At 40.5% G+C, this 13,487-nt stretch carries 12 protein-coding genes; 2 read left to right on the forward strand and 10 right to left on the reverse strand.

The features are described from left to right. Nucleotides 1-177: 177 nt before the first annotated feature. A complete protein-coding gene (locus AC1DRQ_RS17340; protein WP_477425879.1) occupies nucleotides 178-540 on the forward strand; it encodes a hypothetical protein in 363 nt (120 codons plus the stop codon). A 73-nt stretch (nucleotides 541-613) separates the two neighbouring features. Here AC1DRQ_RS17340 and AC1DRQ_RS17345 read toward each other — a convergent pair whose 3' ends face one another. From AC1DRQ_RS17345 to AC1DRQ_RS17360, 4 genes are all read right to left on the reverse strand, one after another. Further along, nucleotides 614-1,747 carry an acyltransferase family protein gene (locus AC1DRQ_RS17345; protein WP_477425880.1) on the reverse strand — a complete coding sequence of 378 codons (1,134 nt, stop codon included), beginning with the start codon at nucleotides 1,745-1,747 and terminating at the stop codon, nucleotides 614-616. 110 nt (nucleotides 1,748-1,857) lie between these two features. Beyond that, nucleotides 1,858-3,639: a RagB/SusD family nutrient uptake outer membrane protein gene (locus tag AC1DRQ_RS17350; RefSeq protein WP_477425881.1), complete on the reverse strand. Its 1,782-nt coding sequence runs from the start codon at nucleotides 3,637-3,639 to the stop codon at nucleotides 1,858-1,860. Between the two features lie 22 nt (nucleotides 3,640-3,661). Continuing rightward, nucleotides 3,662-7,225, reverse strand: coding sequence for a TonB-dependent receptor (locus AC1DRQ_RS17355; protein WP_429399588.1), 3,564 nt, complete (start codon nucleotides 7,223-7,225; stop codon nucleotides 3,662-3,664). Between the two features lie 166 nt (nucleotides 7,226-7,391). Further along, on the reverse strand, nucleotides 7,392-8,456 hold the full coding sequence (locus tag AC1DRQ_RS17360; RefSeq protein WP_477425882.1) for a FecR family protein: 1,065 nt from the start codon (nucleotides 8,454-8,456) through the stop codon (nucleotides 7,392-7,394). Nucleotides 8,457-8,699: 243 nt separating this feature from the next. On the opposite strand from AC1DRQ_RS17360, the gene AC1DRQ_RS17365 reads away from it, so the two are divergent. Beyond that, on the forward strand, nucleotides 8,700-9,263 hold the full coding sequence (locus tag AC1DRQ_RS17365) for an RNA polymerase sigma-70 factor (RefSeq protein WP_477425883.1): 564 nt from the start codon (nucleotides 8,700-8,702) through the stop codon (nucleotides 9,261-9,263). Between the two features lie 26 nt (nucleotides 9,264-9,289). Here AC1DRQ_RS17365 and AC1DRQ_RS17370 read toward each other — a convergent pair whose 3' ends face one another. From AC1DRQ_RS17370 to AC1DRQ_RS17395, 6 genes are all read right to left on the reverse strand, one after another. Further along, nucleotides 9,290-9,772 (reverse strand): hypothetical protein, encoded by a 483-nt coding sequence (locus AC1DRQ_RS17370; protein ID WP_429399591.1) that lies wholly within the window; start codon nucleotides 9,770-9,772, stop codon nucleotides 9,290-9,292. A gap of 80 nt (nucleotides 9,773-9,852) precedes the next feature. Continuing rightward, nucleotides 9,853-10,530, reverse strand: coding sequence for a TonB family protein (locus tag AC1DRQ_RS17375; RefSeq protein WP_429399592.1), 678 nt, complete (start codon nucleotides 10,528-10,530; stop codon nucleotides 9,853-9,855). An 83-nt stretch (nucleotides 10,531-10,613) separates the two neighbouring features. Next, nucleotides 10,614-11,360, reverse strand: coding sequence for a peptidoglycan DD-metalloendopeptidase family protein (locus AC1DRQ_RS17380; protein ID WP_477425884.1), 747 nt, complete (start codon nucleotides 11,358-11,360; stop codon nucleotides 10,614-10,616). A gap of 11 nt (nucleotides 11,361-11,371) precedes the next feature. Next, nucleotides 11,372-11,743, reverse strand: coding sequence for a 30S ribosome-binding factor RbfA (gene rbfA, locus AC1DRQ_RS17385; protein WP_429399594.1), 372 nt, complete (start codon nucleotides 11,741-11,743; stop codon nucleotides 11,372-11,374). Nucleotides 11,744-11,849: 106 nt separating this feature from the next. After that, nucleotides 11,850-12,221 (reverse strand): hypothetical protein, encoded by a 372-nt coding sequence (locus tag AC1DRQ_RS17390; RefSeq protein ID WP_429399595.1) that lies wholly within the window; start codon nucleotides 12,219-12,221, stop codon nucleotides 11,850-11,852. 9 nt (nucleotides 12,222-12,230) lie between these two features. Then, complete coding sequence (locus AC1DRQ_RS17395; RefSeq protein WP_477425885.1) at nucleotides 12,231-13,457, reverse strand: FtsX-like permease family protein; 1,227 nt, start codon at nucleotides 13,455-13,457, stop codon at nucleotides 12,231-12,233. Nucleotides 13,458-13,487 lie beyond the last annotated feature (30 nt).

Consider the following 13,487-nt stretch of genomic DNA (forward strand, 5'->3'; position numbering starts at 1 on the left):
GATAAAAACGCAAACTTTTTTTAATTTTTTATAATTATTGTAATCAATTTCACATTTTTATGTGAAATTGTATTTTGAAAGAGCAATTTTTATACGCTATGAAACTTGTGAAATATTATCATTGGCATTATAGCAAGCGGTGTTTGTTAGTTTTATCTTTACTTTAAAAGATGGACGATGGATTTTAAAATTACCTTTCCTGCCGGATATAACGAAACAAGTGAGTTTGATGATAACATTGATGTGAATGTAATATTCAAGAATGGGACAGTTTTTGTTGCTACCTTATTTACATTGGTAAACATTCAAAAGTTAATGACGAAGGCTAATTCAGTTAGTTTCTGGGCTACAGATATGGTCATTGTTAAGAATCTTAATCATAAAACTATAAGAGCAGCAATTAAGGAAGTAATTGATGATGGATATTTTGAATCTGCTTGTACCAATATAGGCCGTATAGAAAAGCAATATCCGGGAATGTCATTTGAGCAGATACCTGATATGGCCGAGGGGTACAGGMTAAAAGAAAAATTGGATTGATATAATTGAACTATACATAAAAAAAGCGCAGCCATTTAACGACTGCGCTTTTTTTATTGCATTCGGGGTTTAGTTAGACTCTGATATAAATTTTCTTTTTATCGAGCACCCAGCCTACACTCCAGCAAATAAGCATATAGCTTATAGCAAACAGGAGCGACCCAATGGCCCCCGGCGCTATTACCTGGTAAATAGAGGTGTTTATCCAGTCGAGAAGGGTTACACCAGGTTTTACATTAACCGCCCAAAAAAGTATGATCAATATTTCTGACAGCACATAAATGGGTAATGGGTTTTTTCCCAATATGGTGAAAAATCTTGTCCAGTTCCATTTGTTCCAGTTGTTGATCTCGAGCGCGTAAACCAGGAACGACAGGATCACGAGATCAAGCCCGGTGGTAACCAGTACAAATGAGCTTGTCCATAATTTTTTATTGATCGGGAATACCATGTTCCAGCACAGGGCCAGGAATATAAACAGACAGCCGGTAAGCAGCATTTTTGAAATAACATCATAGCCTTTACCCTTTTGCTGTACAAATTTACCCGCATAATAACCAACAACCACATTGACAATAGCGGGCAGGGTGCTCAGGATCCCTTCGGGTTCAAATGCTATTTTTTCGCCGTGATACATGTGGCTGTCGCCGAGTATATATTTATCAAGGAAAATACCCGCGTTGCCGGTCATGCTCAACGGATCATTAGGGTCGCCAAAAACCAGCAATAAAACCCAATAGCTTAATAAAAACAGTACCGATAAAATAACGACCGATTGTTTTGACAGGAAATGGATCATGAGCGAGGCAAAACAATAGCATAAAGCTATGCGCTGTAAAACCCCCATAATGCGGGTGTTAGATATAGGTGATAAAGAAATATGCCCGCCATCAAAATTAAAGAACGGGAACCAGTACATTAAGTAGCCAATTAAAAAAATAAGCAGTGTACGTCTAAATATTTTGCCTAAAACGGCAACATTACCCATTTCCTGATAGCGTTTCATGGAGAAACTCATGGCATTGCCTACTGCAAATAAAAATGACGGAAATACCAGGTCGGTTGGTGTAAAGCCATGCCAGGCAGCATGTTCAAGGGGCGAAAACGCAGCCGCCCCGCTGCCAGGTGTATTTACAATGATCATAAAGCATATGGTCATACCGCGAAATACATCCAGCGATAAAAATCGCGCTGATGATTTGTTCATATATATTAACGTTTTGGGTTTGATAAGCTTAAAACAGGAGCGTGATAAGCTGCAAATTTAAAACTAAGCGGGGCAAAAGAAAGTCCCGCTTAGTTCTGTTTGAATTTTTATTAATGATAGCCTGGGTTTTGTTTGAGTTGTGGCGTGCCGCCGCTTGCACTTAAATCAATTTGCGCCAGTGGTATAGGATAATACTCGCTTTTGCCTTTAATGAATTTTCCGCCCTTAACATCATTGGTTAGCGTGCTTTGATAGGCTATGTAAGCATTAAGCTCAGTAACAGCAATACCCCATCTAACGAGGTCAAAAAAGCGATGGCCCTCCATGGCTAATTCAATTTTGCGCTCAAAATAAATAGCTTTAAGAGCAAAGTCTTTACTCGCAAAAGCCCCACCCGGATAAGGGCTTACTTTATAATTTGCAGCAGGAGCTGTGGTAAAGCCTGTAGTTGGTTTATCATTATTTTTATAGGTATGTACCCATCCTGTTGTATTGGCGGCCCGGTTACGTACCATGTTTACATAGCTTTCAGCTTTATCTAAATTACCAAGCTGTGCTTCAACTTCGGCAGCCATCAGTAATACATCAGCATAACGGATAAGGCTGTAATTGATGCCCGAACCAGGTGCCCAGGAGGTATTATCACCATTGGTTTCCTGCTCGGCCTGACCATAAACATTTTTAATAGGCGAATATGGGCCGCCATATTGCTGATCCCTTATCCAATCTGTACCTGGGTGTAAGCCCCAGTCAAGATATGGTATACCCCGGCGACCAACTGTCCAGTCTAACCGTGGATCTACTGTTCCGGTTTCGGGTGTGAAATCTTCATCAGCGGCTACGCCCATATCTGTTTTTAGCGCATGGCTGTTGTAGTCATCAAGATATGGAAGACCTGTAGCCGAATTGGTACGGAAATGGTTTGCCAGGTCAATAGAAGGCTGATAAAAACCACAGCAGCTAAACGGACTGCTATTACCGTATGGAAAATTCAGCATGTCGCCATTATTTGCATTTGATGGGCCGTTAGGATCAGTGTTAGCCGCGGCTTGTACCGCAAATACCGATTCGGCACTGTTGTTTGTAGCTGCTCTGAAATTATCATTAAAACGAGCATTCAGCGCATACTTTTGGCCTAAGGATGTTACTCCCTGAGCTATTACCGCGTCAAAAACTACTTTTGCTTCGGCATATTTATGCTCAAATAAATAGGTTTTGCCTAAATAAGCACCCGCTGCCCACTTATTGGCACGGCCTACCTCTGATTGGGTAACCGGCAAGTTATCATAGGCGTATTTAAAATCTGCTTCAATTTTTGGCCATATGTCGGTATTATTTGGCTGATTAACATTGGTAGTAGTTTCATCAAGATAGGGCACATTGTTGAACATCTTTTTAAGGTCAAAATAATAATGAGCTCTTAAAAATTTGGCCTGGGCTACTATGTTGGTTCTTGCCGCATCTGTTATCTTGGTTACTTTGGCTGTTATTTTTAAGGTGTTATTTGTACGTGCCACACCTTCATAATCAGCTCTCCATTTGCTGTTAAAAAAACCATTGCTGGCATCAGCATTATATTTCAAAATGGGTTCAATAGGTTGTTGATCACCGGCAATACTTCCTTTTGATGCATCGCCACCTGTAACACCGCCGTATACCCAGTTGTCAGGTGAGGCTTCCCACGCACCGCCACCACCAATAGCCGCATCGCCGCCTTGCTGCCCATCTAAAGCGGCATAAGCGCCAATAAGTAATTGGTTCGCGCCATCTTCGGTTTCCAGAAACTGTGGTTCAAGTGCTCCGGTAATAGGCTTATCAAGATATGATTTTTTACACGCACCAAGCGACAAAGCGCTGAGTAGCATTATGGTAATATATTTTTTTGCTTTCATTGTAATACTTTTAATACTGTTGTTATAATGAAAAATTAACTCCGAATAAAAATGTGCGCGGACTTGCATAACCACCTTCGTCAATACCAAAATCAGTAGTGGTGCCATTTAGTTCAGGATCAACACCACTGTAACCAGTTAAGGTAAACAGGTTTGTTGCTGATACATAAATCCTTAATTTTTGGATACCTGCTTTTTTTAAACTTTTGATGTTAAAAGTATAACCGATTTGAGCGTTACGCATACGAACGTAGGTTCCGTTTTCAACAAAGTATGAGTTAGGTGTTGCCCCGCTGCTTGTAGATGCATCCAGTTCCTGAATAGGAGCTTTGGCATCCTGATGTGTAGGTGTCCACGAATCGTTAAGGGCAGTATAGCTTTTAGCTGTTCCAAAGGAGGCATAAAAATCTCTCCAATATTTTACGCTGTTCCATAATTTATTGCCAAATGAGCCATATAGGAATACACTAAAATCAAAGTTTTTATAATTTACACCCAGGTTTAAGCCGGCAGTAACTTTAGGATTAGGATTGCCTAAAAATGTACGGTCGGCTTCGGTTATTATTCCATCGCCGTTTACATCTTTATACCTGAAACGACCTACCTTAACATCTGATTGGTAAACAGCGTTTGCATCATTGCTTATTTTTTGAGCGCCTGCATTAGCAGCATCAATTTCGCCCTGGGTGTTCCAGAAACCGGCAATCTGGTATCCGTAAAACTCGCCTAATGAGTGGCCTACCTGGTTACGGGTAATAGGGCTATCAAAACGGCTTGTTGCGGTACCTGCAAAATAGTTTGCATCGTCAGATACTTTTAATATTTTGTTGTTATAAGTAGTTATGGTACCTGTTGCATTAAAACTCAGGTCGCTACTGGCTTTAATATTACCTGTTACTGATATATCAAGACCATCGGTTTTCATTTTACCTACGTTTTGTGCAGGCACAGCTCCGTTACCGGCGGTACCCAATTGTGTAGCAGCATACAAAAGATCTTTGATATCCTTACGGTAATAATCAGCAGTTACAGCTATTTTACCATCGAGCAGGGTAGCATCAAAACCAAAGTTAGAGTTGATGTCTTTTTCCCACAAAGCATTAGGGTTTGCTATTTGATCCTGATAAAAGCCCGGTGTTAAGTTTGCAGTGCCATCTATTGGGTAATATGACTGCCCTATGCTATTGCTATAGGTAATGTGAGCATCCTTTGATCCCATATTGATCTGGTTACCCATAATACCCCAGCCACCACGCAACTTTAAATCACTGATCCATTTTACATCTTTCAGGAAACTTTCCTGCGAAATGCGCCAGCCGGCACTAAATGCGGGAAAATAACCATACCGTTGACTTACCGGGAACTTTGATGAACCGTCGCGGCGGATAGTTGCATTGAACAGGTATTTATCATTAAAAATATAATCAAGGCGGGCAAACTCCGAGAACAGGGAATTACTGGTCTTGCTGCTGCTGGTGTTTTTGTTATTTGTACCGGTTGAAAGGTTAACGTAATTGGGGTCAAAAGTATAAAAACCTTGTATGCTGCCGCCAAGGCTGCTTGAATGATCTTCAACAGCCTCAGTACCTACAACCACGTTAAGGCTATGCTTTCCAAATATTTTTTGATAAGTAAGCGTATTTGTCCAGTTATAACTGTAATCGGCGGCTGAATTTTCACTATAACTGTTTATCGTGGAATTTTCAACGTTTTCATAAGTTGGGTAGGTAAAGGCGTGATCGTTGCTGTTAACAATATCACCACCAAAACTGGTACGCAATGTAAGGCCTTTAATAATATCAGCTTCGGCAAACACATTACCCAATATACGGTAACTGGTTGATCCGTTATTTTTTGTGCGGTTTTGTATAGCTACCGGGTTGTTGGCATCACCCAGACCGGTACCGTAACTGCCGCCATAGTTACCCATAATATCGTAAACCGGTATAATAGGCTGCTCCCTTAAGGCATGTGCAATAACTCCATCAGGATCATTGGTAGTTACCTGTCCGTGGCTTTGAGCGTTATTTACCTGCGGTAGTTTGGTAATGGAATAAGCAAGGTTTTCGCCCACCCTGATATGTTTGGTTATATTAAAGTTTGTATTTGAACGCAGGGTATATCTTTTAAGGTAAGTATCAATCAACGTACCTTGCTGATTAAAGTAGTTAAGTGAAAACAGGTAGTTTGCCTGATCGGTACTGCCGCTTAACGTTAGGTTATGGCTGTTCATTGGCGCGCTTTTAAATATCTCGTGATACCAATCCGTGCCGGCTTTGTTGGCCCTGGTTATCCTGTAAAAATTTGCATAATCCGCTGGTGATGTAAAATTGGGATTAACATAATATTTTGAAGGATTAACGGCAGCTGAACCTTCTTTAGCACCTGCAGGAGTTATATAATCCGGAACTGTATAGGTTGATCCGACACCGGTAGGGTTATATAGAGGATCTTTAAAATCATCATTGCCCGAATTTTTTTGCGCGGTCATTTGCAGATCGGCCATTTGTTGCGGAGTAATGGTATTCCAAACATTGCCACCTTTAGGTACTTGTGAGCCATAATAAGCATCGTATTGTATGTTTACTTTGCCCTTGCCTCTTTTGGTGGTAATGATGATAACTCCATTTGCTGCCCTGGCTCCATATATTGATGCCGAACTGGCATCCTTTAATACCTGGAATGTTTCTACGTCATTTGGGTTCAGGGTGCTTACATCATAAGTTTCCATACCATCAACCACGTATAATGGCGTATTATCACCAAAGGTGTTAAATCCCCTGATGTGTACTTGCGGCTCTTCGCCCGGCTGGCCCGATCCTGTAACTGTAACACCAGATGCCTGGCCCTGTAGCTGGCTGTTTACTGATGATGAAGCCTGCTTATTAAGGTCCTTAACATTTACAACTGCCACAGCGCCGGTAAGGTCCTTTTTCTTTTGAGTAGCATAACCTACCACAACAACCTCATTCAATGATTTTGACTCTTCGGTGAGCGTTACATTGATGCTTGTTTGCCCGTTAACAGGTATACGTTGTGATGTAAAACCCAGGAAGGTAAATTCAAGCGTTCCAGTGCCATCAGGAAGGGTAAGGCTGTATTTACCATCAATATTGGTTACCGTACCCAATGAGCTTCCTGCAAGTTTTACGCTTACTCCCGGCAGCGGGGCGCCTGCTACATCCTTAACCACACCTGTTACAGTAACCGTTGCAATACTTTTGCCGTCGGTGGGTTTAATGATGATGATATCGTCAACCACCTGGAAGGTTAAGGGTTGATTTTGAAGTACATTTTTCATCACCGTTTCAATAGAGGCGTCTGCCAGCTCTACGTTAATCTTCTTATCAACGTTTACCTGGTCAAGGCGATAAAAAACAGTGTACTTACTGTTTTTTTCTATCTGTTTAAACATTTGTTTAACCGAGATATTATTTACGTTAAAATTGTAAACGTTTTGCGAATAGACGGCAGCGTGTATATGCATTATACCCGTAAAGAGCAAAACAGTAACAAGCTTCATAATTTTAATCGTTTTTTGCCATACGCGTATGGCCATTACAGATTTTCTGTCAAAATTTATCATAAATTTGTGTTTGTTAATCAGTTAATACGATGCTTCCCCAAGCGTAGGGTATTAGCTATTGATTTAATGACCCGGGTGTTAGCGCACCTGGGTTTTTTTATTGAAGAGAGAGTTATTTTTTTGCCATACGTTTTTTTTAAAGGTTATTTAATTTAGTTATTGTTGTTTAGTTGTTGTTTTTGGTAATGGTTACGGTATTACCTGCTATGGAATATTGGATAGCCGTATTCCCTTTTATCAGATTTAATACCTTATCAATAGTTGCTACATTTTTAAAGCTGCCAGAGTACCTTATATTTTGCAAAACAGGGTCGTCCATAACTATTTTTACATTGTATCGGCGCTCCAATACTTTTGATATTTCATCAAGCGTATTGCCGTCAAATACCAGCAGGTCTTCTTTCCAGCCATCGTACTTATTCATCTTGGCCGAGTCAACCTGTAGCACCTGTATCTCATTCAGGGTTTTAAGTTCCTGTATATCATCAGACTTATATGTGTATTTTTCTTTCTGCGGACGATAGTATATACGCAATACCTGACGGGGCTTAACATATATCCTGCTCATTTCACGTGCATTATTATCAATATTACCTTCCACCGCAACCTCGCCTTTTAAAACAGTTGTTTCAAAAAATGGGTCGTTAGGATAAGCCTTCAGGTTAAATTTGGTGCCGATATCCCGTATGGTGTAATTTTTTGTATTTACAATAAACGGGATGGTTTTTTTACCAGGTGCTATTTCAAAAAATGCTTCGCCTTCCAGGTAAACAGTTCTGTTCTTTCTGCCAAAATCAGTACTATAGTTTAGTTTACTGCCTGCATTTAACCAAACCAGGGTACCATCGGTTAAGATGATCTTTTTGATACCCCCATTATTGGCCGATACTTCCCTGATACTTTGAACATTTTGTGAGTAATGTTTTATTAACACAACCGATAGTACACCAAACAGCGTAATAATGGCCGCAACCTTACTCCATTTAATCAGCCATCGGTATTTTGTTTCCTGCGGTACCAATAGTGCTGAAAATTTATCAAATGCTTTTTCCTCGTTAACAACATTGGGCTGTAGATACAGCATATTTTGCCATGTTTCATATAGCTGGGCAAAGTACTGCTCGTTTTCGGGGTGAGCATTTACCCAATCCCTAACCTGATCAATCTCACTCTCATCAGCCTCCCTGGTAATGTACTTTACTAATAACAGTTTTATTTCTTCGTTGTCCATGCTTGTTATAATAGCAAGACAATTAAAAACAGGTTTACCCTCAAACACAATGAAAATATTTTTTTTAACATATTCGGATATGTGCCCAAAAAGCCCGAACTAATTGTGTGTAGTGTACACTATGCAGAATGTTTTATAATTACTTTATCATTATTTCAATATTAAATTTGAAGCATTTAAAAATTTTTCCCTAACTTGTTAAAGTTTTTTAAAAAGTACTCCATTTTGATAAAGTATGAATAAATGATTACCAAAAGCAAGGATATTCTTATTACTAAACTTACGCAGGGCGATGAAAGGGCCTTTGAGGCTTTATTTAAGCTTTATTATGCCAGACTTACGCTTTTTTCTAACCGTTTTGTAAACGATCTGTCAATTGCAGAGGAAATCGTTGCAGATGTGTTTGAACTTTTATGGGAAAAGGGCCATGAGGTTACTTTTTCGAGCTCGGTTAGCTCCTATTTATTTAAAATGGTGCAAAACCGAAGCTTAAATTATTTAAAACACCAAAAAATTGAGAATTTATACGTGGCTTATTTAGAAAGGAATAATCTTTTTGATGAGGTACGTAGCGCCGTTGAAAATGGTTATGAAGAAAAGGAATTAGCTCAGCAAATAAATGCCGCGATAAACACCCTTCCCGAAAAATGCCGCGAAATTTTTGTACTAAGCCGCTTCAGCGATATGAAATATAAGGAAATTGCCAGCCAACTAAACATATCGCCCAAAACTGTTGAGCGCCAGGTGAGCATTGCCCTTGAAAAACTAAGGCAAACCTTAAAGCATGTAACCTACCTGCTTTTTTAAATAAAACCGCTGTATTTTTTCAGTGATCAGGTTGTAATTCGTTCCAGTTTCCTGATGTCGCGGTAGCAAATATAAAGTGGGATAATGCCAAAAATACCAAAGCAGCAATCAATAAACCGCCAATAAAGCGGAATGCCCCTTATTGGTCCGGCGATAAAGGCCAGCGGGAATACCATAACACAGGCTATCATCCCAAACTCAATTATCCAGATATTTTTAACAGGGTCTTTAAGTGGGCCTATAAATGCCGTGGCAATTACCAGGTGACCAAAGGCCAGCCAGTCGGTACCGTAACTTAAATAAGGATAGTTTTGGTTAGTGGCTTTTACCGCCTGATAAACCTTTATAACCCAGGCCTGCATAAAGACTGGGAAATTGTGCACATGTGCAGCAAAAAAAGCCAGCTCAGTTTCAATAGGGAATGCGGTTACCCCGCTTAATACCAGCCCGATAATAAATATAATGATCCAGGTTTTTATCTTTTTGCGTAACTGCTGCTCGTTTTGCATAAACGCTGTGAATGTAAAAAATTAAGACAACAGTTTTATACGCTCAAAAAATATAAGTCATGTCTTAAACCCTCCAGGGATTAGGGAGCGGCACAATATTTCGAAATAAAGCTATTGGCCTTATCGCTGCCTATGTTGTGGATAAAATTCCAATCGGTACAGGCGCTGTCCTTATCGCCTTGTTTTAATTTTTCATTGGCTTGTTTCAGCAGGTCGCTTATCAGTTCATCATCAAAGCCTAATTGTTTTTTCAGGGCGATGATGTAGGATTCTTTTGACAGATCGGCCTTGCCTTTATATTTGTTGATGTAATAATTGGTAACGGCGTTTTCAAGCTCCTGCCGGTTTCTGTAATCGTCAATAGCAGCCTGCATATTAGCGGCATTGGTTGAGCCGCAACGGTTTGTTTCAGGGTCGAACCGGATGGGTTGCACCAGGCTGGTTGCCAGGTTATAATCTGAGGGTACGGTCCACTTGCCCGAGGTGAGTTTTATTACCCTCAGGGCTTCATCGTCAAGGTCGATACCTAAACCGCGCTGTACTTTGGCATCAACAACACGACCATTTTGATCAAGCTTAAAGGCTACATCAATGGTGCCTGAGATACAATTTAGCCTGGAATATTCGGGATACACTATTTTAGTTTTTAAAAAATCTACCAGCGCCTGTTGCCCACCCTTAAAAGCCGGTTGCTGGGCGCAGACTGTAACTGCCGCAGCCAGCATTATGAACATACCGATAAACAAGCGCTTTATCATACTATAAATATCGACAATAAAACGGATATAAGGTTTAACAAAAGGGATGGTTTTGTAAAAGGATATTTCCGACTAACATCGGGCTAAGCCTTAATAATGGTTAGGATAGACACATTTTTAGCCCGGGATCCAAATTTGTGCCACGAAAACCTCAGCACCAATCCCGGATCAGGAACATTTTTCTGGTACTCCTCTTTTTCTGAGTACCGGCATACGCCGGGGTAGTCGCCATACTTGCCTTCCATATCAAACATAAGCTGGAAATGCAGGTGTGGTGGCCATTGACCATTTTCCTGATTGGTGCCCAACGTGGCTATCTGCTGATTTTTGCTTACCAGCATACCAACAGTTAGGCCCTCCAGGCTTTTGCGGCTCAGGTGGCCGTAAAGGCTATACAGGGTTAAACCATCAAGGTTATGCTGTAATATAATGGCAGGGCCGTAATCGCCTAAATTATTGTTATCCTGAAAGCTGTGAACTTTACCATCAAACGGGGTATAAATAGGGGTGCCTGCATCACCCCAAATATCAACCCCCAGGTGCAGGCGACGGGGTTCGTCTTCCGTATCAAAATGCGCGCTTACAGCGTATATGGTGCGGTGTTCCATATAACCGCCAATGCCATAGCGGCAATTACTGGTTTTCAGTTTTTGGCTTACCCAATCGCTAAACTTTTGCGTATCAGCAATAATGGCTGTGGTTAGCTCGGTATTGGCGGCGGTAAAATCAAACGAAAAAAGCCGGTTGGCGCCGGCATCAAAGTCAACCACCTTGCCAATGGCTTCGGGGTTGTTGTCGATAAAGTTTTTTAACAAAATATGGTGGTCCATCCGGATAGTTTTTATTCGGTATCGGGTTGCCGTTCCTCTTTGTTTATTTTTTCAAATATTTTATCCATACGTTCCACATACTCGCTGGTATCATCAACAAAAAACTCCAATTGGGGAATTATCCTCACCTGGTCCTTGATGCGGGCACCCAGTTTATACCTGATTTCTGAAGCGTGCGATTTGATGGTTTGCAGGGCCAGTTGCAGGTTAGTATTGCCAAAAAAGCTTAAAAATATACGGGCAATGGCCAAATCGGGAGTTACACGTACTTTAGTTATGGTTACCAGTGTATTTGGCAAATAGTTCATGCCTTCGCGCTGAAATATTGCGGCCAGGTCCTGCTGTATTACTCCGGCAAATTTTTGCTGACGTTTTGATTCCATAGTTATTAGTTAACGCCACAGTGGCAGATGAGTTTTAATTATTTGGTTTGAACGGCTGAATAAGCAGGCGTTATTTTTATAAATTAAAGCTATTAATAATAAATAACTAATTACAGATATCCTGTGGTATCTCTTTGGTTATTTTTATTACTTTCTTTACAACAAGGGTGCTATCATATTCGGACCCCATACCCTCCTTGCCTGATTTTGATTTGATACCCTCCACCTCAACATACACCGGCTCGTAAGGTTTTTCAAAGTTTAATTGAGAATACTGTAATTCCAGCTGGGCCGAGCTGTCAGTTACCCAAAACTCGCGGCCGCTATCGCAATCTTTAAATGATTTTATTTCGGGGCCAAAGCTATACAATCCCTTATAAACCGTGGGCTGATCGGTTTTTGACGGACTTCTGTTACATGAGCATGCAGCAATAACTATAAATAAGAACGCGAAATATTTAATATACCTTATCCTCATACAACAAATTTACAAATCCTGTTTGATTTCATCCAGCCCTTTAATGCTTAATCGTGCACTTATCCCTGATGCTATTACGGATATTGCGCCTACGGTTAAAAATACCAACCCAAAGTCGGCTATGTCAAGGTCAACCGGGTAAGCATCAATTACCGACATTTGCGCCCCCATTTTTATTAAGCCAAAGTGCTGCTGCACCAGGCAAAACGCAAGCCCTAACACAATACCGGCAACACACCCAATTAATGATATCATCATTCCCTCAAAAAAGAAAATGCCCTGTATAGTTTGCTTATTAGCGCCCAGGCTACTTAAAATAGCAATATCCTGACGTTTATCTATCACCAGCATGGTTAACGAACCAATAATATTAAATATTGCTATGATCAGTACAAAGGTAAGTATCATGAATATAGACCAACGCTCATAGTTAAGCGTTTTATATAGCTCCGTGTTTTGTTCCTTACGATTTTTTACTGTGAACTTGTCGCCAATTTCGTCTTTTATTTTGTTTTGGACCGATGTTAAGTTAGTACCACTTTTATATGTTAGTTCAATTGATGATATCTCTTTTGGCTGATCGAGCAGATCGCGGGCAAACTCAATTGGGGTAACCAAAAAATCATCAAATTCCTGTTGTATGGCAAACACACCCGATGCATTGATGGAACGTACCACAAATTCATTCAACGGATTTGCCGAATTTACCACTCCGCGCCTCGGCGAAAATATTTCCATAGGCGACAGGTTATCATGCACGTTGATACCCAGGTTAGCCTGAATAGTAGTACCGATGACCGCGAAATCCCGTCCGCCGCTTTTTAGGGTGAATGAACCAATTTGTACGGTGCTATCCAGTCGCTTGTTTTTTAAAAAATCGTCGCTTACTCCTTTTATGGTTCCCAAAAACGGCTTATCGCCGTATCTGACCAGTACTTTTTCCTCCAATACCTCGGTATATGAAAAAATACGGGCATCCTTATGCAAGGCATTAAAGTAAGGGGTATTGGGATCAAAGGTTTTGCCCAGGCGGGTTTCTATCTTTATTTCGGGTGTAAAATTACTGTATAAGGAAAGGATCACCTTTTCAAACCCATTAAATACCGATAAAATGATGATCAAAGCCGCGCTGCCAATTAAAACCCCCAGCATGGATATGCCCGAAATGATATTGATGGCATGCATTTTCTTGCCCGAGAACAAGTATCTTTTAGCTATATATACCGAGGTGTTCAATTAGTTTTTGAGTTGTGGTTGTAAGTTATG

The sequence above is a fragment of the Mucilaginibacter sp. P4_E8 genome (genome assembly GCF_056401495.1).